Origin of the sequence: Ancylobacter mangrovi (genome assembly GCF_024752355.1) — a bacterium.
GTDB lineage: Bacteria > Pseudomonadota > Alphaproteobacteria > Rhizobiales > Xanthobacteraceae > Ancylobacter > Ancylobacter mangrovi.
The window spans coordinates 44,609-63,349 of sequence record NZ_JANTHZ010000013.1 but is presented as its reverse complement, the minus strand read 5'-3'; the positions used below and the strand labels follow the sequence as shown (position 1 = coordinate 63,349).

Genomic DNA, 18,741 nt, shown 5'->3' with positions numbered 1-18,741 from the left:
ACGTCGCGTCTGCCTCGCGTGGTTTTGGCTTGCATCGGACCGCGTCCCGGTTAAGCGTCTCCCGCTGAGGTGGTGCACATCCCGGCCAACCGGGCGGCCCGCCGGGCACGGCGCGACGGCGCGAAGGAGGCAGCATGACGAAGCGGGTTCACGGTCTCGGGCGGCGCGAGCGGGACGCCGAAGCTTCGCCCCTCGCACCGCTGCAGGCGTTCGCCCGGGCAGTGCCTCTTTCCCTGCCGCGCCGCGCCGGCGCCCTCCTCCTCGCCGCCACTCTGGCGGCGGGCGCCTTCGCCCTGATGCCGGTCGCCGGCCATGCCGCGTCGACCAAGGGGCCGGACACGGTCGCCGACACGGCCGAGCGGGTGATGGACGCCGTCGTCAACATCTCGACCTCGCAGACGGTCGCGCCCTCGCGCGGCGTGCCCACGCCCGAGCTGCCGCCCGGCTCGCCCTTCGAGGAATTCTTCGAGGAATTCTTCAAGCGCCGGCAGCAGCAGGGCGAGGACCAGACGCCGCGCCGCGTCTCCTCGCTCGGCTCGGGCTTCGTCATCGACCCGTCCGGCCTCATCGTCACCAACAACCACGTCATCGCCGACGCCGACGAGATCTACGCCAACTTCGCCGACGGCTCGAAGCTGAAGGCGGAACTGGTCGGGCGCGACACCAAGATCGACCTCGCCCTGCTCAAGGTGACGCCCGAGCCCGGCAAGACGCTCAAATCAGTAAAGTTCGGCGATTCGGATTCGCTGCGCGTCGGCGACTGGGTGATGGCGATCGGCAACCCGTTCGGGCTCGGCGGCACGCTCACCGTGGGCGTCATCTCCGCCCGTAACCGCGACATCAACTCCGGCCCCTACGACAACTTCCTGCAGACCGACGCCGCCATCAACCGGGGCAATTCGGGCGGCCCGCTGTTCAACATGGACGGCGACGTGATCGGCATCAACACTGCCATCATCTCGCCCTCGGGCGGCTCCATCGGCATCGGCTTCGCCGTGCCCTCCAACACCGCGACGCCGGTCATCGCCCAGCTCAAGGAGTTCGGCGAGACGCGGCGCGGCTGGATCGGCGTGCGCATCCAGCAGGTGACGCCGGACATCGCCGAGAGCCTGTCGCTCGACAAGCCGCACGGCGCGCTGGTCGGCTCGGTCACCGATGACGGCCCGGCCGCCAAGGGCGGCATCAAGGCCGGCGACGTGATCGTCGCCTTCGACGGCCACGAGGTGAAGGACATGCGCTCGCTGCCGATCATCGTGGCCGACACGCCGGTCGACAAGGAGGTCGACGTGGTCGTCGTCCGCCGCGGCAAGGAGGAGACGCTGAAGCTCGTCGTCGGCCGCCTTGACGAGGGCGACGACACCGAAGCCACCGACGAGACCCCGAAGGAGCAGCCCGACACGACCCCCGCCGAGACCACCAAGATGCTCGGCCTCGAAGTGAGCGAGCTGACCCCGGAGCTGCGCACCAAGTTCAAGATCAAGGACGAGCTGAAGGGCGTGGTCATCGTCTCGGTCGAGCCCAACACGCCGGCCGCCGATCGCGGTCTGGTCGCCGGCAACCTGATCGTCGAGGTCAACCAGGAAGCCACCGAGACGCCGGAGGACATCTCCAAGCGTATCGCCGAGCTCAAGGCGGACGGTCGCCGCTCGGCCCTGCTGATGATCAGCGACGCCGAGGGCCAGGTGCGCTTCACCGCGCTGCCGATCGACTAGCGCGCCGCCTTCGCCCGCGACGCCGCCCGGGCAGAGGCCCGAAGCGTCGCGGGATTTGCTCCGGTAAACGGCGAATCGGTTCGGCCGGATTTTCGTGGGTCGTTCGGCGGCTTGCCCGTCCGGCGTATGAACGCCCGCCGTGTTTCGGAGCGGTCGATCAGCGCAGAAGTCTGCCAAGGTCGCGCGGGGCAATTGCTAAAGCCACTGCGCAGGCCGGCGCCGGTCAGGCCGCGCCCGTCAGGGCTTGGGCGGCGGCAGCGGCGGGGCGTCGATGTTGGCGCCGGCGGTCTGGTCGGGATGCTTGTTCTTCGGCTCGGTGAGCTGCACCGTCCAGCTCTTCTGCTCGTGCGTGTCGACCTCGAAGAAGCCGGTGCGGTCGAAGCCGCGGGCGAGGCAGTCCTGGATGCCGCGAATGGTGAATTCCTTCTCCCGCGTGCACATGAAGGCCTTGCCCGACCACTCGCCGCCGAGGTCGTAATCGATCGCGTAGACGTAGTAGAAGCGGGCGACGAGGTCCCCGCGCAGCAGCGTCTCGCAGCTCTTGGCGCCGATGTTCCACCAGCCCTCGGTGGCCCAGACGTCGCCGTCCTTGTAGCCGAGCGCGATGCCCACCCGGCTCGCCGACTGGTTGCACAGGCGGAAATCGGCGGCGGCGGGTGTCGTCGCGGCGAAGATCGACGCCGCCGCCAGCGCCGGGATCAGCGCGCGCCACGTCGCGCGCGCGCTCAACCGGCGCGACGCGGCCCGGCGCCCGCCCCGGCGGGCAGGTGCGATCTCAATCGTCGATGAAGACAGCGCGGAAGTCATTGACGTTGGTACAGGTCGGCCCTGGCGTCAGAAGGTCTTCCAAGGGCTCGAAGAAGCTCGTGGAATCGTTATTGGCGAGAAAGGCGGCAGGATCGAGACCGGCCGCCTTCGCCCGCGCGAGCGTGTCGGGCATCACATAGGCGCCGGCGGGGTCGGAAGCGTCGCCGCCGCCGCCATCGGTGCCGTCCGTGTCGCCGGCCACCGCATAGATGCCGGCCGCCCCTTCCAGCGCGACGGCGAGCGCCAGCGCGAATTCCTGGTTCGGGCCGCCGCGGCCCTGGCCGCGCATGGTCACGGTCAGTTCGCCGCCCGAGAGCAGCACCGCCTTCTTGCCCGCCGCCTTCAGCTCGCGGGCCTTGGCCGCCTGCGCCGCCGCCACCTCGCGGGCCTCGCCCTCGAGATTGTCGCCGAGCAGGATCGGCTCCAGCCCCTCCTCGCGCACGATCCGCTCGGCGGCGACGAAGGAATCGGCCGGGCGCGCGACGAGAAGGTACTCGCTGTTGGCGAAGGCGGGATCGCCGGGCTTGGGCGATTCGTTTTCCGGGTCGCGCAGCGCCACCGCCACCGAGGGCGGCGGGTCGATGCGGTAGCGCGCCAGCACGTCGCGGGCCTCGGCCAGCGTCGTCGGGTCCGGGACGGTCGGCCCGGAGCCGATCACCGCCGGATCGTCGCCCGGCACGTCGGAGATGGAGAGCGTCACCACCTTCGCCGGCTGGGCCAGCGCGGCGAGGCGACCGCCCTTGATGCGCGAGAGATGCTTGCGGACCGTGTTGATCTCGGTGATGTTCGCGCCCGAGCGCAGCAGCGCGCGCGTCAGCGAGCGCTTGTCGTCCAGCTCGACGCCGACAGCCGGCGCGATCCAGTTGGCCGAGGCCCCGCCCGAGAGCAGCACCAGCACCAAATCGTCGGCGGTCGCCGAGGCGGCAAGATCGAGCGCCTTCTGCGCCGCGCCGAGGCCCGCCGCGTCCGGCATCGGATGGCCGGCCTCGACCATTTCGAGCTGGCGGGTCGGGCGGCCATAGCCGTGGCGGGCGACGCCGACGCCGGCGAGCCGCGCGGGATCGAGGCCCAGCGTGTCGAGATAATGCGCCTCGGCGACCTCCAGCATCGAGCCGGCCGCCTTGCCGGCCGCCAGCAGGATCAGCCGTCCGCTCGCGGGCGGCGGCGGCAGGGCCGGCGGCAGGCAGGTCGAAGGATGGGCGGCGGCAACTGCCGCCGTGAACAGCCGATCGAGAAAGGCACGCGCCGAAACGTCACTCATTCATTCCACCCTGCTCGTTACGAGCCGCTGTCCCGGCGGTTCGGCCGCCGCATCTTCTACCTTCGCCTTCTGCGCCGCCGCACGGAATCCGGCACCGAATCCGGCCCATGCGCGACACGAAACGCGCGTATTCCTATGGCACCCGGCGGGCTGCGTCACTATCCTGCGTCATCTTATCGTTCGCGACTGGGCCAATATGCGTCGCCTTTCCCGGGAAGATCGTGCCGAGGATCATGACGGAGGTCGTGACGAGGCGGCAACGATCGACGACCCGTCCTCCTTTCCCGCCTTCGAGGTGATCCCCGGCGCCGCCGAGGCCGGCCTGCTGCTGATCTGCGACCACGCCTCCAACGCGCTGCCCGCGGCCTATGAGGGGCTCGGCCTGCCGCCCGGCGAGCTGGAGCGGCACATCGGCTACGACATCGGCGTCGCCGGCGTCACGCGGCGGCTGGCGGCAACGCTCGGCTGTCCGGCCGTGCTGTCGCATTTCTCGCGGCTGCTGATCGATCCCAACCGCGGCGAGGACGATCCGACCCTCGTCATGCGGCTCTCCGACGGCGCGGTCATCCCCGGCAACCGCCATGCCGACGCGGACGAGGTGGAACGCCGGCTCGCCCTGTTCCACCGCCCCTATCACGCGGCCATCGAGGCCGAGATCGCGCGCGCCCTCGCCGCCGGCGCGGTTCCGGCGATCCTGTCCGTCCACAGCTTCACCCCGGTCTGGCGCGGCGTGCCGCGGCCCTGGCATGTCGCGCTGCTGTGGGACGCCGACCCGCGCTTCACCGCCCCGCTGCTGGAGGCGCTGCGCGCGCCGGGCGACCTCATCGTCGGCGACAACGAACCCTATGACGGGGCCCTGCGCAACGACTGCCTCTATCGCCACGGCACCTCGCGCGGCCTCGCCCACACGCTGATCGAGATCCGGCAGGACCTGATCGGCGACGAGGCTGGCCAGCAGGCCTGGGCCGACCGCCTCGCCGGGCTGCTGCCGGCCATCCTCGCCGAGCCGCTGCTGCACGAGCGGCACGCCTATGGCTCGCGCACCGGCCCGGTACCGCCTATCTATCCGTGAACGGCGCCCCTCGGCGCCCGATCCCCGGAGGCCGACATGACCGAGATCGACGAGAAGACCCGCACCGAGCTGGAGGCCGCCGCCTTCCGCCGCCTCGTGGCGCATCTGCGCGCGCGCACCGACGTGCAGAACATCGACCTGATGAACCTCGCCGGCTTCTGCCGCAACTGCCTGTCCAACTGGTACCTCGACGCAGCGCAGGAGCGCGGGCTTCCCCTGACCAGGGACGAAAGCCGCGAGATCGTCTACGGCATGCCCTATGAGGAATGGAAGGCCACCCATCAGGCCGAGGCGAGCCCGGCGCAGAAGGCCGCCTTCACCGGCCCCGGCGGGCACTGATCCGTCACCCCGCCGCGGGCGGGAGGCGCGCCCGCGCAATCCGGCCATGATATGGCGGTGGCGCGGATCGTCGCAAAGAACGGTGGATTGCGGGTGCAGCGCGCCGCGCGGCGTCGCCACGCCTTGACGCGGGGCTCCGCTTCGGGTCCTCATCGCCGCCCGAAATTCGAGCCTGCGCGGGCGCGGGCGCGCGCAGAACCGGGAGACATCATGTCCGACATTTCCTACGACCAGCCGGTCTCCGACGCCCCTGCGAGCTTCGCAAAGGACCAGCTCAAGGCCTTCATCGAGCGCATCGAGCGGCTCGAGGAGGAGAAGAAGGCCATCGCCGATGACATCAAGGACGTCTTCGCCGAGGCCAAGGGCAACGGCTTCGACACCAAGGCGCTGCGCGAGATTCTGAAGATCCGCAAGCAGGACGCCGACCAGCGCGCCGAGCACGAGGCCATCGTGGACCTCTACATGCAGGCGCTGGGGATGCTCGGCGGCAGCTGAGCCCGGCACTGCCGGTGGGAAGCGCCGGCAGACATCGCCGTCAGAGCGGGTCGCGCAGAGGCGCCGGCCCGGAGGCCATCGCCACCACCGGCACCGCCACCACGGCGGCGCCCTGGAAGCGCGAGGTCGACAGCCCGTTGGAGCCGTCGCCGCCGAAGCCGCCCGCCACCACCGAGCGCGGCGGGGCGACGAAATTGGCGAAGCGGCGAAGCTCGGGCTGGCGCAGGTGCACATTACGGGCGACGGTCGGCCCGTTGAACAGGCGCCGGATTTCGGCCTGCATCTCGGACGAATGGCCCTGCCCGGTCCGGCCCGCGGCGCTCGGCGTCGCGGCTGACGCCGTGCCCTGTGCCGCCGCCGGCGCGGGGGCGCGTCCCGGTTGGAGGCGCGGGCGCGGATAGAAGCCGGTCGCGGCGGAGGCATAGGCGAGCACCGGGCCGCCTTCGCCGCCGGCGCCGCGCGTAATCACCTCGGGAAGGGCAGCGCCGCCATCGGCCTCGGCCGGACGGGCGAGCGGGAGCGGCACCGGCGCGGCGCTCGCCACCACCATCGGCGCGGCACGCGTGGCTTCCGGCAGCGGCACCGCCGCTGCGAGAGCGGCCAGCGAGGGATCGACGCCGGGGGCGGGCGCGGGCCTGGGCATGGCCGAAGGTACGACAGCAGCCAGAACCGGCGCGGCGGGCTTGTCCATCGGAACGGCGGGCGCGGCCGTGGCAAGGCGCGGCAGCGGATTGGGCACGGGCATCGGGATCGGCGCGGCCGAGGCGAGCGCGACCGGCGCGGCAGCCTCCGACGCCTCAGCCTGGGACGCCGGAGCCTCTGCCGCAGGCGTCGCCGCGGCGGGCGTGGCGCTGGCGGTCACCACCGGCGCCGGAGCGCCGCTGTCAGCATCGTCGTCCTCGTCATCCTTGCCGAACAGCGAGGCGAGGAGGTTCTTGCGCGGCTTCGGGTTGTTGGTCGCCGCGAGGCCGGCGAAGCTCGCGCCGGCGCCGCCCGGCTCCTTGCCGCGCGCCTCCACCTCGGCGAGGGCGACCTGGTAGCCGGACATCGGCTTGCCGTCGGCCGGAATGTGCACGGTCTTGCCGTCCGGGAAGACGCGGGCGAGCTGGCTACGCGTCATGCGCGGCCAGTGGCGGATGCCGCCGGTGTCGAGATGGACGAAGGGCGAGCCGGAGGTAGGATAGAAGCCGACGCCGCCGCGCTGCAGCCGCAGGCCCGCCTCGCGGATCTTCTCCAGCGGCACGCCGGGAATGAAGAAGTCCATCGCCTTGCCCTGCATGTGCAGGCTGGTCTTGGCGACGCCGCGCGAGCGCTGGCGCAGCATGGCGTTGGTCCTGGGCGAACGATAGCCGCCGATCACCTCGATCGGGCGGCTCGCGTCGACGTCGCGATAGACCTCCCAGATGATGTCGAACAGCCGGGGGTCCATGTTGGTCGGCTCCTTGAGCCGCCAGTCCTGCATCAGCACGTTGAGCTGCTTCAGCGCGGAGGGAACGTAGCGCCCGTCCTTCTTGAAGGTGATGGTCGCGCTGACGCCGGAATGGACATGGTGGAAGCTGAGCGTGCGGGTATCGCCATTGGCGACCGCGTCCTCCAGCAGATCGGCGCTGCACAATGTGACCGCCGCCGCCAGCAGCGCGGCCTTCATCAGAGGACGAGTAGGTAGAGCCGGGATGATGCGCACGAACCTGGACCCGAGCAACAGTGTTTCCTCGAGACGACACGGTCCGCATGACCGTGGCGTACATGGTGAATACAGTCTTGTCGGGTCTGGTTAAGAGGCCGTTTACGGCCCACCCCCCACGCTTATTGCCTCCCTCGCTAGAAACGGACTGTGGCGAAAGAGTGCCATCACGCCAAATTCATACTGAACTACCGTGATAATCACCATTTTCCGATTTCGCGTGCTGAAAATGATACATCCGGCGCGCGGCGCGATCACTTCCGACCACGGCTGAAATGCGTGCAGTGCCGCATACTTGCCGGCGCCGAATCACGTCGACGCGGCATTACTTCCGCCTGAAGGATGCCGGAGCGGCAGGCTTTGACGAGGTGGAGGTTCGATTCGCCGGCGCAGCGGCGGGCGCCCGTGCGCCCGCCATCCGGAACTCTTGGGAAGGTGGCCCGCCCTCAGCGTGCGGAGATCACGCCACGCCGGTCGGCGACCCGGCTCGTGCCGTCGAGGCCGAGAATGGTCTTGGTCGCCTGGTTGATGCCGTAGAGGTCGTCGCGCGCGACGAGCCGGCCGCTCGCATCGACGAAGTTGGTGAAGTAGACGAGGTTCACCTGAATGTGCTGCTTCAGGTTGAGGTACTTCTCGTTGCCGCCGATCAGCCGCGAAATGCGCTGCTCGCCCCAGCCGTCATTGGGCAGGCCGAGGCCGAAGATCACCTCGGCGAACTTCAGCGGCTCGTAGACGCGCACGCAGCCATGGCTGTAGGCGCGATAGTCGCGGCTGAAGAGCGAGCGGCTCGGCGTGTCGTGCAGATAGACCGCGTACTTGTTCGGGAACATGAACTTCATGCGCCCGAGCGCGTTGCGCTCGCCCGGCGGCTGGCGGAACGAATAGCCCTGCGTGCCCCGGCTCCAGTCCACCGTGCCCGGATCGATGATGCGCCCGTTGCGCACCACATCGATGCCCTGGCGCTCCAGCGCATAGGGGTTGGCGCGCAGCGCCGGCAGCATCTCCTTGCGGATGATGCCGGGCGGCACATGCCAGGACGGGTTGAACACCACATACTCCATGTCCTGGGTCAGGAGCGGAGTCTGGTTCTGCGGCTTGCCGACCACCACCCGGGTCTCGTGCACCGTCTGCTCGTTGACGACGACGCGGACCATGAACTCAGGGATGTTCACCATCACATAGGCGGGCGCCACGTCGTGCGGCAGCCAGCGCCAACGCTCCATGTTGGCGATCACGTCGGCGACCTGGGGGGCGGAATTCTCGTTGAGGGCGCTCAGCGTGTCGCGCCCGACGATGCCGTCCACCTTCTGGCCGGCCATGCTCTGGAAGTCGCGCACCGCCTCGACCAGCAGGTCGTCATAGGTGGTGTCCTCCGGCGCCCCGCCGATGCCGAGCCGCTCGCGCAGCACCGGCACGCGCGGATCGCTGTCGCCCGGGCGCAGCAGCGGGCCGGACGGCACGGTCGGCGGCGGCAGCGCTGGCCCGGACTTCTCCAGCCGCGCGAGCTGCCTCTTCAGGAGCCGGTATTCGTCATATTGCGGCGCGAAGGACGCGAAGGTCGCGCGCGGGTCGGGCGAGCCGGCGAGCTGCGCCAGCACCGCGGCCGGGTCCGGCACGGTCGGGCTCGGGCCGATATTGTCGGAGATGCGCTTGGGGTCGAAGCGCCCGCTCTGCACGTGGCGCGCATAGAGCAGCGCCGCGCCGGCGAGACGCAGCTCGGCTTCCGCCACCGCCGCATCGGGCGCATCCGGCGTCAGCGCGGGCGCCACATAGTCGGCCGGGTTCAGCCCGTCCGCGAACGAGCCGGCGAAGGCCGCCACCGCCGCCTTGCCGAGCGGCGACAGGCCGCTCCCGGCGGTGAAGGCCGGGCGGTAGTCGCGCGCCGTGTAGAAATCGACCAGCGCCTGGCGCTCGTTCTCGCGCGCCACATAGTGGCCGGCCTGGCTCGACAGCAGATCGGAGAGATAGGTCGGCACCATCTGCCCGGGCGCCTGCGGCTGCTCGGCGGTGGCCGGGGTCGGGGCGGCCGGGGTCGCCCCGGGAGTGACAGCGCCCGGCGTCGGGGCTGCCGGGGTGGCGACGTCCGGGGTAGTAGAGCCGGGCGTCGCGGCGCCGGTGCCGGGCGCGCCGTTGCCCACCGAGGGCGTCGCCGGCGTCATGCCCTCGCTCGCGGGAGCGGCGGGCGTGTTGGAGACTGCGGCGGCCGGTTCGGCCGGCGGCACCATCTCGGGCGGCGCCGAGAGCGCGGCGGTGCGTTGGCGCACGGCCGGCCGGCGGTGCTCGTTCATGTCGAACGGCGCCGGCTCGTCGCCGGGCGAGGCCAGCAGCGAGGCGCCCTGCCCGGTGTCCTGCATGCCGGAGGCGGCGGGATCGAAGGCGGCGACCGCGTCGCCGGTGCCGTTGCCGGCCGGATCCACGGCGATCGGCGCGCCGGAGAACTCCTGCGCCCAGGCCGGCAACGGATGGGCCAGCGCCACGGCGAGGCCGGCGGCGACCGAAACCGCCAGCGCGCACGCGCCACCTGTCAGATAACGCCCGTTGCGCCGCATCCCAGCCTCTTTCCCGATACGCCCGACCATAAACCCTCTCCGCACCCTCGTACCATCCTGCAAGGCGGATAGCGGGCCCGCCACTTTCAATCGCGGGTCCATACCGGTTCAACTCACGAAAACGATAATGTTCCCGCTTGTCTGCCAGCCGTCGCTCTCATGCCACACCGGGACGAGGGCCAACCGTGCCGACAACGCACTGTGACCGAACGAAGTAAAGGTCATGTTAAGCATGATCGCAGCTTCGCCCCGCCGGCCGGCAAATCCGGCGCCGGGCACGCCCCACCGGCGCGGGGGCGCACAAGTTCCGCCCTGCCGCAGTTCCGCCTTGCCGCGGCAGGCGCGATTCCTATAATCCGCGCCTTCTTTTCGGGGGAATGAACCAGACATGAGCGAGCCCACGGCCGAGACGGCCACCGAACCGCGGCCGATCGCCATCATCATGGGCAGCCAGTCGGACTGGGAGACGATGCGCCACGCGTCGGAAACGCTGGACATCCTCGAAGTGCCCCATGACTGCCTGATCGTCTCGGCCCACCGCACGCCGGAGCGGATGTACACCTTCGCCAAGGGTGCGCGCGAGGCCGGCTACAAGACCATCATCGCCGGCGCGGGCGGAGCGGCGCACCTGCCGGGCATGGTGGCCGCGCTGACCCCGCTGCCGGTGTTCGGCGTGCCAGTGGAATCGAAGACCATGTCCGGGCTCGACAGCCTCTATTCCATCGTGCAGATGCCCGCCGGCATTCCGGTCGGCACGCTCGCCATCGGCCGCGCGGGGGCGACCAACGCCGCCCTGCTCGCCGCCGCCGTGCTGGCGCTTTCCGACGAGGCGCTGGCCTCCCGTCTCGACGCCTGGCGCGCGGCCCGCACCGAGGCCGTCGCCGAGCGGCCGGCGTGAGCGCGCCCATGCTGAAGCCCGGCAACACGATCGGCATTCTCGGCGGCGGCCAGCTCGCGCGGATGATCGCGCTCGCCGCCGCCCCGCTCGGCCTGAAGACGCACATCTTCGCCCCGGCGGGCGACAACCCCGCCTTCCAGGTCGCCGACGCGCACAGCAGCGCCGCCTATGACGACCTCGCCGCGCTGGAGGCCTTCGCCCGCACGGTCGACGTCGTCACCTACGAGTTCGAGAACGTGCCGGTGGCGACCGCCGGCCATCTCGAATCCTTCGTGCCGGTGCATCCGGGCCCGCGCGCGCTCGGCATCACCCAGGACCGGCTTGAAGAAAAGAGCTTCGTCGCCGGCCTCGGCATCCGCACCGCGCCCTTCGCCGCCGTCGACGACGAGGCCGGCCTCGAGGCCGCGCTCGCCACGGTCGGCCGGCCGGCGGTGCTGAAGACCCGGCGCTTCGGCTATGACGGCAAGGGGCAGGTGATGATCCGCGAGGGCGACGACGCATCCGCCGCCTTCGCCGCGATCGGCCGGCACCCGGCGATCCTCGAAGGCTTCGTGCCTTTCGAGCGCGAGGTCTCGGTGGTCGCCGCGCGCACCGCCGACGGGCGCTTCGCCGCCTATGAGGTGACCGAGAACGAGCACCGCCACCACATCCTGCACCGCTCCACCGTGCCGGCGGACGTCACCCCCGCGGTGGAGGCGTCGGCCAGCGCGATCGCCCGGCACATCGGCGGGGCGCTCGGCTATGTCGGCGTGTTCGCGGTCGAGCTGTTCCTGGTCGTCGAGGGCGGCGAGCAGGCGGTCATCGTCAACGAGATCGCCCCGCGCGTGCACAATTCCGGGCACTGGACGCTGGACGGCGCCGTCACCTCGCAGTTCGAGCAGCATGTGCGGGCCATCGCTGGCTGGCCGCTCGGGGCGGTCGAACGGCTGGGCCGGGTCGAGATGACCAACCTGATCGGCGACGAGGCCGACACGTGGCACGAGGTGCTGGCGGAGCCGGGCGCGCATCTTCATCTCTACGGCAAGGCCGAGGCCCGGCCGGGCCGCAAGATGGGCCACGTCACCCGCATCCGCCCCGAGGCATGAGCCGCCGGCCGGCGCAGGCGGACGCCCTCGTCCGTCTGTTTCGCACCGCGCTTCACAGGAACGTGCGGTACGCGCTTGAAATAATGCGCGGGCAGGCTGCGTATGGTCGATGAGACTTCTTCATCCGACCTCACCACATCGCTTGCCCCGCCATGCACTTCCTTCGCGAACGAAACGGCCGCCTCAGCCCCGAGAAGATCGTTGCCCTTCTCATCGTGCTGTACCCGCTCGCCCTGCTGATTGCCCGCGCGCTCAGCGGCGGCTTCACCACGCTGGAGCCGTTCGGCATCGGCGCGCCGGGCGCCGGCGGACCGGGGCTAGGTGCGCCGGGGCTGGGTGGCCCCGGACTTGGTACCCCTGGCCTCGACGGGCCCGGGCCGGCGCTGAGCGCGCGCCCGCTGGTGGAGGTGATCCGCGTCATAGGCGACTGGACCATCCGGCTGCTGCTGATCACCCTGGCGATCACGCCGGCGCGCCGGCTGTTCAACTGGCCGAAGCTGCTCGCCGCCCGCCGCACATTGGGCGTCGGCGCGGCCTTCTACATCGCCGTGCACTTCTCCTTCTATCTGATCGACACCGGCAGCCTCACGACCGCCGCGCGCGAGATCGTGCTGCGCATCTACCTCACCATCGGCTTCGTTGCCCTCGTCGGCCTCATGGTGCTCGCCGCGACCTCGTGGGACGGCGCGATCCGCCGGCTCGGCGCCGAGCGCTGGGCACGCCTGCACATGCTGGTCTACCCGATCGTCGCGCTCGGCCTGCTGCACTTCTTCATGCAGCAGAAGCTCGACGTCACCGAGCCGACGCTGATGGCCGGCTTCTTTCTGTGGCTGATGGGCTGGCGGCTGATGCAGCGCGCCGGACGCGGCACGGGCTTCGTCAATCTCGTGGCGCTCGCCCTCCTCGCCGGCCTCGCCACCGCGCTGCTGGAGGCCGGCTGGTACCTCGCCGCGACCGGGGTCGACCCGGTGCGGGTGCTCGCCGCCAATCTCGACTTCGGCTATTCGCTCCGCCCCGCCTGGTGGGTGGCGGCCACCGGCCTCGCCATCGCGGTGGCGAGCAGCGTGGTGCTGCGCTGGCGTCCCCTGCCCGCGCCCCGCGCCCGCACCGCGCGGGCCTGACGCGCTCTCGACGCCTCGCGCCGGTCGCTCGGGAGCGGGTCTATACGAGCTGCTGCTCCAGCCACGGCCAGGCCAGTTCGGCCGGCAGGGTGGTCCAGCCCTGAAGCTGGTGGCGGAACCAGGTGTCCTGCCGCTTGGCGTAGCGCCGCGTGTCGAGGATGCCGCCCGCGATCGCCTCCTCGAGCCCGATCTCGCCGGCGAGGTGGCGCCTCAGCCACGGCACGCCATGCGCCTTCAGGATGGTGCGGTCCTCGGGCAGGCGGCGTGCGTCGAGCGCCGCCACCTCTTCCAGCGCGCCAGCCGCCATCATGGCGTGGAAGCGCCCGGCGATGCGCTCGCGAAGCGCCGTGCGGTCGGTGGCGAGGAACAGCCGCGCCGTCTCCTCCTCTTTGAGCGGCGGCGGCGCGCCGCGCTCCTTCTGCCATTCGACCAGAGGCCGCCCGGTCGCCTCGAACACTTCGAGCGCACGCATCAGCCGCTGCGTATCTGAGGGGCGCAGCCGCTCGGCACTCGCCGGATCGAGCGCGGTAAGCCGGGCGTGGAGGCGGCCTGCATCCTCGCCGAGCCCGCGCACCCGCGCGCGGATTTCGGGCGGCACCGGCGGCATGGGCGAGAGCCCCTGGGTCAGCGCCTTGAAATAGAGCCCCGTTCCGCCGATCAGGATCGGCAGGCGGCCCGCCTCCCACGCCGCCGCGATCTCGCGCCGCGCATCCTCCAGCCAGTGGGCGACGGAATAGTCCTGCGCCCCGTCGACATGGCCGTAGAGGCGGTGCGGCGCGCGCGCCGCCTCCTCCCGCGTCGGGCGGGCGCTGATGATGCGCAGGTCGCGATAGACCTGCATGGAATCGGCGTTGATCACCACGCCGCCGCTGCGCTCGGCCAGCGCCAGGGCGAGCGCCGACTTGCCGCTCGCGGTCGGCCCTGCAATAAGCACCGCGCGCGGGCGGATGGCGGCCGCGCTCATCGGCCGGCCCGCCGGCAAATGGCGTCCGGCCATGCCGTCATCCGCGCATCACGGCGCTTCATCGCGCACCTTCCGCCTCTCCCCGCCGCCGCACCGGCGGCCTGCAGCCCGATCCGTCATGACCGATATTTCTTCCCACGTCGCCGTGCTGATTTCCAACCCGGCCGCCCCGGCGGTCGACGAGGCACTGATCGCGCGCGCCCGCGCAAGCCTTCCGGGCGCCGGTGCGGTGCGCGTCCTCGCCCCCGGCATCGCGGCCGAGATCGCCCTGCCGGGCGATGCCGACAGCGAGGCGTTGCGCGCGGCGCTCGCCCCGGCGCCGGTCGACGTCGCGATACTTCCCGTCGCCGGGCGGCGCAAGAAGCTGTTCCTCGCCGACATGGATTCCACCATGATCGGCCAGGAGTGCATCGACGAGCTGGCCGACTATGCCGGCATGAAGGCCCATGTCTCCGCCATCACCGAGCGCGCCATGCGCGGCGAGATCGCCTTCGAGCCGGCGCTGCGCGAGCGCGTCGCCCTGCTCAAAGGGCTGCCGCTGGCGGTGGTGGACGCGGTCATCGCCGAGCGCATCCGCCTCACCCCCGGCGGGACGGAGCTGGTGCGCACCATGCGCGCGCACGGGGCGCACACGCTGCTGGTCTCGGGCGGCTTCACCCTCTTCACCGAGCGGGTAGCGGCGCTGATCGGCTTCGACGCCCACCGCGCCAACGTGCTCATCGCCGACGGCGAGACTTTCGCCGGGCTGGTGGAGGAGCCGATCCTCGGCCGCGAGGCCAAGCTCGCCGCCCTCACCGACATGCGCGGCTCGCTCGGCCTTCCGCATGAAGCGACGCTGGCGGTGGGCGACGGCGCCAACGACCTCGCCATGATCGCCGAGGCGGGGCTTGGCGTCGCCTATCACGCCAAGCCGAAGGTGGCCGAGAGCGCGCCGGTGCGGATCGACCATGGCGACCTCACGGCGCTGCTCTACCTGCAGGGCTATGGCGCGGACGAGTTCGTGCACGGCTAGCGCGGCGCTCAGGGCGCGAGCGGGGGCATTATGATGCGGTTGCGCAGCGGGTCGGGCGGAATCTCGACCGGCGGCGCGAGCGGCGGGGCGGCGCTGCCCGGCGCAGGATAGAGCGGGTCCGGCGGCGGCGCGCGCGGCGTCGGCGGGGCCTGCGGCCGCACGGGCGCGGGCGTCTGCACCTGACGGGACGGCGCGGGCTGGGCCGGCGCGGATTGCGCGGGCGCCTGCTGGGGAGCGGGCATCTGCTGGGGAGCCGGCGCGGCGGGTGTCGCCGGGGCAGCGTCGGTCGAATGGCCGGCATCGGTCAGCGGGGTGCGGCCGTAGTCGGCCTCGAGCCGCTTCCGCTCGCGCTCCAGCACCCGCAGATTGATCGCGGCGCTGAGGCCGGTGATGTCGAAGCGCCGCTGCGGCGCCGCCAGCGCCCCGCGCCACTGCACGCCCGCCGCGGGCGAGGCCGGACCGTCACCCGACGAGACGTCGTCGATCTCCAGCGTGCTTTCGAACGACAGCGCGGCGACGTCGAGGCTGGAGGTCAGGGCGTAGCGCTGGTCGCCGACCGCGACGCGCGCCGTGGCGCTGCGCGCCACGCCGTTGACGAGGCTGAGCGCGCTCTCGACCCGGTCCAGCCGCAGCGGCCCGCGCGACAGGCCCTCATTGAGCAGTTGCACGGTGCGCGCCTGGTCCGGCGGCAGGCCCTGCTCGGTGGCGAGCATCACATATTGCAGCGCGCGCGGGTCGGTGTAGGCGATCTCCAGCCCGTCCACGACGATGTTGCCCTGCCCCTGCAGCGAGGCGGCGAGCGCGCGCGGCGAGCCGCCGCTGGCGGTCGCGTCGAGCGAGAGCGACACCTTGCCCTGCACGTCGGGACGCGGCACGCCGGCCGCCTGCAGCAATTGCGCGCCATTGGCGTCGGTCAGCGAGAGCCGCCCGTCGAGCTGGGCGACGTCGCCGCGCCGACGCAGCGTAAAATGGCTGGAGAACTTGCCGCCCGCCAGCCGGCCGGTCATCTCCTCCACCGCCGCGCCGCCATCGCCGAGCCGCGCCTTCAGCCGCGCCCCGCCGAGGCTGAGCCCGCCGGGAAGGTCGAAGGTGCCCACCTCGAGCGCCACCGTCGCGGGAACGTCCGCCAGCATGGCCGGTCCGAAGCGCCCATCCGGCCAAAGTCCGTTCGAGCCGCCATTGGAGCCCGCCCTGCCAGCGGGATGACCGCTCACCAGCGCCAGCGCGGCCGGCAGGCTGAAGCGCTCCATCGAGAGCGCCGCGTCATAGGGCTGCGGCAGGCCGGGCGTGTAGGAGGCGCGCCCGCTCAGCCGCTGCCCGCCGACCGTGCCGGCGAGCTCGCCGACGCTCCAGCTGTCGCCGTCACGCGACAGTCGGCCGTGCAGCGTCGCGGGAAGCGCGCCGGGCGCCCCGGCATCGACGGCGGGGAACAGGCGCGCGAGGTCGGCGCCGTCGAGGTCGAGCGTCAGGGCAGGCGAGAGCCGGCCGTCATCGTCCCAGCCGAGCTTTCCCTTCGCGGCGAGTTGGGCACCGGCGAAGCTCACCCGGCCGTCGAAGCCGGAGCCGAGCGTCGCCTCCAGCCGGGCGGCGCCGAGGCCGGCGCGCAGCCCCGGCACGCCGAGCCCGCCGAGCACCGCGCTGCCGTCGGCGATGTCGAGCGTGGCGCGCCCGTCGAGGGGCCGGTCGCCGCCGAAACCGGCGCTGACGTCGCCGCTCACCTGTCCGAGCCGGCCCTTCGCCTCCAGCGTCGTGCGCCCGGTCTGCGAGGCGAGGGTCAGCCCGACATCGAGCGGGGCGAGCGCCGGGCCAAGCGTGCGCGCGAGCGTGGCGGCGGGGGCGAGGCCGAGCGCCTGCGCCAGTGCCGGCAGGCCGTCGGCGCGCGGGCCGGACAGGCGCGCGGTGAAATGGGCGTCGGTCTCGCTGCCGCTGGCGCCGGGCGCGGCCAGGCGGCCCGAGCCGGTGAGGTTGAGCCCGGCGAGATCGGCGAGCGAGAGCCGCTCGATGCTGATCCCACTCGCATTGCTATGCAGCGCGACGTCCATCCCGGCGACGGTGACGCCGGCGAGCTTCACCGCCCTGCCGCTGAAGCTGAGCGCGAGGTCGAACCGCTCGCCGCCGAAGCCGAGCAGCCGGCGCAGCGGCGGCAGCAGCGGGTCGAGGTCGAGCTGCTCTGTGGAGAGCGCGGCATCGAGCTGCCCGCGGCTGTCGGCCTCGGGGAAGACATAGGCCCCGGTGCCGGACAGGCGCACCGGCCCCATGGTGGCGTTTATCCGGTCGAGCGCGACCCGGTCGCCGCCGAGCGCGATGTCCGCTTCCAGCCGCGCCGCGCCGTCCGGCAGGCCGGCGAGCAGCGTTGTCGCGTCGGGTGCCGCCCAGGCGGCAAAGGCCTGCAGGTCCTCGGCCGTGAGCACGATGGTGCCGGCGAACACCGCCGGGTCGCCCCCGGTACCGGTGGACGCCTTGCCCGCCCCGGCCTGCGGCAGCCGGCCGGCGAGCTTCACGTTGGCCCGCCCGGGCAGCCGCGCCTCCACGGTGCGCGCGCGCCAGCCCGCGGCCGACCAGTCGAGGCCGGCGCGCACCTCGCGCATCGCCGAATTGCCCATCAGAACGGTGTCGCTGGCGAGGTCGAGCGAGCCGGTGTCGGCGAGCCCCGCCAGCGGCGTCACGGTGCGCGCGAAGGCATCGATCGCGGCGAGCGGGGGCGCATTGCCGGTGGCGGCGTTGAGATCGATCTGCCGCGCGCCGAGCGAGAGCTGCAGCCGCGAACCGGACCCGTTCGTCCCCGTGCCGGCGACGAAGCGCGCATTGCCGGAGAGTTCGACCGGGTGGTCGGACATGCCCAGCGACAGGCTGAGATCGCTGACGTCGGCCGACTTCATGGTCGCCCGCACGCGCCCGGCGAGGCTCCAGGCGCCGAGAAGGTGCCCGCCGCCGACCGTGCCGTCGCTGTCGCGCAGGGCCGGCGCCTGCGAACCGCCGCCGCGCGTGAGCGCGGCCCGCCCCTCGAACACCGGGGAGCCGGCGGCAAAGCTCAGCGCGCCGTCGGCCTCGATCGCGACCGGGTCGCCGATGTCCTGCACCGAGAGCCGCAGCCGCGCCGTGCCGTCCTGCGCCCGCTCGGCCAGCGAAAGCCGGAGCTTGCGCCGCACCCCGCCGATCTCGACCGCGCCGTCGAGCCGCAGCGGGCCTGCGAGCCCACCGACGTCGCCGCTCAGATCGACGGCATCGAGGTTGAGCTCGCGGCCGCTGGCGCGGTCGAGGATCTGGACGGTGCCGTCGGTGATGCCGAGCGCGGCGATGCTGAAGCCGGCCGGCCGATTGGCGCCGGTCGGGGCCGCCACCCGGCCCTCGGCGTCGAGCACAAGGCGCAGATGCGGACGCACGAGATCGACCTGCTCGGCCACCACCTGGCCACGCATCAGCGCGCCCAGCGAGAACCGCCCGCTCAGTTCCTCGGCCTTGATGCCGGTGCCGGCCTCGTCGACGCCGACCGTCACCCCGTGCAGGGTGATCCGCGGCGCGGGCAGGATCCGCGCTTCGATCGGTCCGTCGATGACCACCGGGGCCCCAACGATCCGCGTCGCCTGGGCCTCGAAGGTCGAGCGCCATTGCGTCCAGTCGATGACGAGCGGTGCCGCGAAGGCGGCCGCCACCGCCAGGATGATGGCGCTCGCAATGGTGAGCAGCAGGTTCTGCACGCATCTCCTCCGGACCGGTCCGGCCTCGGCGCGCCCTTCACGGC

Annotated in this window: 14 protein-coding genes; 8 read left to right on the top strand and 6 right to left on the bottom strand. The window is 72.0% G+C overall.

What is annotated here, in order from left to right; genetic code table 11:
• Positions 1-134 precede the first annotated feature (134 nt).
• Positions 135-1,712, top strand: a complete 1,578-nt coding sequence (locus NVS89_RS20810) for a Do family serine endopeptidase (RefSeq protein WP_374114613.1) — start codon at positions 135-137, stop codon at positions 1,710-1,712.
• 237 nt (positions 1,713-1,949) lie between these two features.
• On the opposite strand, the gene NVS89_RS20805 is transcribed toward NVS89_RS20810, so the two are convergent.
• Together NVS89_RS20805 and NVS89_RS20800 are read right to left on the bottom strand one after the other, a co-directional pair.
• Positions 1,950-2,519 carry a DUF1036 domain-containing protein gene (locus NVS89_RS20805; RefSeq protein WP_258734689.1) on the bottom strand — a complete coding sequence of 190 codons (570 nt, stop codon included), beginning with the start codon at positions 2,517-2,519 and terminating at the stop codon, positions 1,950-1,952.
• Entirely contained in the window at positions 2,488-3,780 is a 1,293-nt protein-coding gene (locus NVS89_RS20800; RefSeq protein WP_258734688.1) for a glycerate kinase type-2 family protein, read from the bottom strand. The genes NVS89_RS20805 and NVS89_RS20800 overlap by 32 nt, the downstream gene beginning before the upstream one ends.
• Positions 3,781-3,976: 196 nt before the next feature.
• Between NVS89_RS20800 and NVS89_RS20795 the strand changes: the two genes are divergently transcribed.
• The 3 genes from NVS89_RS20795 (at position 3,977) to NVS89_RS20785 (ending at position 5,686) form a co-directional block, all read left to right on the top strand.
• A complete protein-coding gene (locus tag NVS89_RS20795) occupies positions 3,977-4,852 on the top strand; it encodes an N-formylglutamate amidohydrolase (RefSeq protein ID WP_258734687.1) in 876 nt (291 codons plus the stop codon).
• 36 nt (positions 4,853-4,888) lie between these two features.
• Positions 4,889-5,191: a DUF1244 domain-containing protein gene (locus NVS89_RS20790; RefSeq protein ID WP_258734686.1), complete on the top strand. Its 303-nt coding sequence runs from the start codon at positions 4,889-4,891 to the stop codon at positions 5,189-5,191.
• Positions 5,192-5,401: 210 nt separating this feature from the next.
• A complete protein-coding gene (locus NVS89_RS20785; RefSeq protein ID WP_258734685.1) occupies positions 5,402-5,686 on the top strand; it encodes a DUF2312 domain-containing protein in 285 nt (94 codons plus the stop codon).
• A 40-nt stretch (positions 5,687-5,726) separates the two neighbouring features.
• Here the strand turns inward: NVS89_RS20785 and NVS89_RS20780 are convergent, their stop codons facing one another.
• Together NVS89_RS20780 and NVS89_RS20775 are read right to left on the bottom strand one after the other, a co-directional pair.
• Positions 5,727-7,388: a peptidoglycan L,D-endopeptidase MepK gene (locus NVS89_RS20780; protein ID WP_309486575.1), complete on the bottom strand. Its 1,662-nt coding sequence runs from the start codon at positions 7,386-7,388 to the stop codon at positions 5,727-5,729.
• Between the two features lie 428 nt (positions 7,389-7,816).
• Entirely contained in the window at positions 7,817-9,919 is a 2,103-nt protein-coding gene (locus NVS89_RS20775; protein WP_258734684.1) for a L,D-transpeptidase scaffold domain-containing protein, read from the bottom strand.
• A 388-nt stretch (positions 9,920-10,307) separates the two neighbouring features.
• Between NVS89_RS20775 and purE the strand changes: the two genes are divergently transcribed.
• The 3 genes from purE to NVS89_RS20760 all read left to right on the top strand — a co-directional run bounded on the left by purE (position 10,308) and on the right by NVS89_RS20760 (position 13,023).
• The gene (gene purE, locus NVS89_RS20770; protein ID WP_258734683.1) at positions 10,308-10,817 is read left to right on the top strand and encodes a 5-(carboxyamino)imidazole ribonucleotide mutase; all 510 of its coding nucleotides are present in this window, start codon (positions 10,308-10,310) and stop codon (positions 10,815-10,817) included.
• 8 nt (positions 10,818-10,825) lie between these two features.
• Positions 10,826-11,902, top strand: a complete 1,077-nt coding sequence (locus NVS89_RS20765) for a 5-(carboxyamino)imidazole ribonucleotide synthase (RefSeq protein ID WP_374114617.1) — start codon at positions 10,826-10,828, stop codon at positions 11,900-11,902.
• A gap of 152 nt (positions 11,903-12,054) precedes the next feature.
• Positions 12,055-13,023, top strand: a complete 969-nt coding sequence (locus NVS89_RS20760; RefSeq protein WP_258734681.1) for a protein-methionine-sulfoxide reductase heme-binding subunit MsrQ — start codon at positions 12,055-12,057, stop codon at positions 13,021-13,023.
• A gap of 40 nt (positions 13,024-13,063) precedes the next feature.
• Here NVS89_RS20760 and miaA read toward each other — a convergent pair whose 3' ends face one another.
• Positions 13,064-14,020, bottom strand: a complete 957-nt coding sequence (gene miaA / locus NVS89_RS20755; protein ID WP_258734680.1) for a tRNA (adenosine(37)-N6)-dimethylallyltransferase MiaA — start codon at positions 14,018-14,020, stop codon at positions 13,064-13,066.
• Positions 14,021-14,105: 85 nt separating this feature from the next.
• Here miaA and serB point away from each other — a divergent pair, with 85 nt between their 5' ends.
• Positions 14,106-14,999, top strand: a complete 894-nt coding sequence (gene serB / locus NVS89_RS20750) for a phosphoserine phosphatase SerB (protein WP_258734679.1) — start codon at positions 14,106-14,108, stop codon at positions 14,997-14,999.
• 8 nt (positions 15,000-15,007) lie between these two features.
• On the opposite strand, the gene NVS89_RS20745 is transcribed toward serB, so the two are convergent.
• Positions 15,008-18,697 (bottom strand): AsmA family protein, encoded by a 3,690-nt coding sequence (locus tag NVS89_RS20745; protein ID WP_258734678.1) that lies wholly within the window; start codon positions 18,695-18,697, stop codon positions 15,008-15,010.
• Positions 18,698-18,741: the final 44 nt, after the last annotated feature.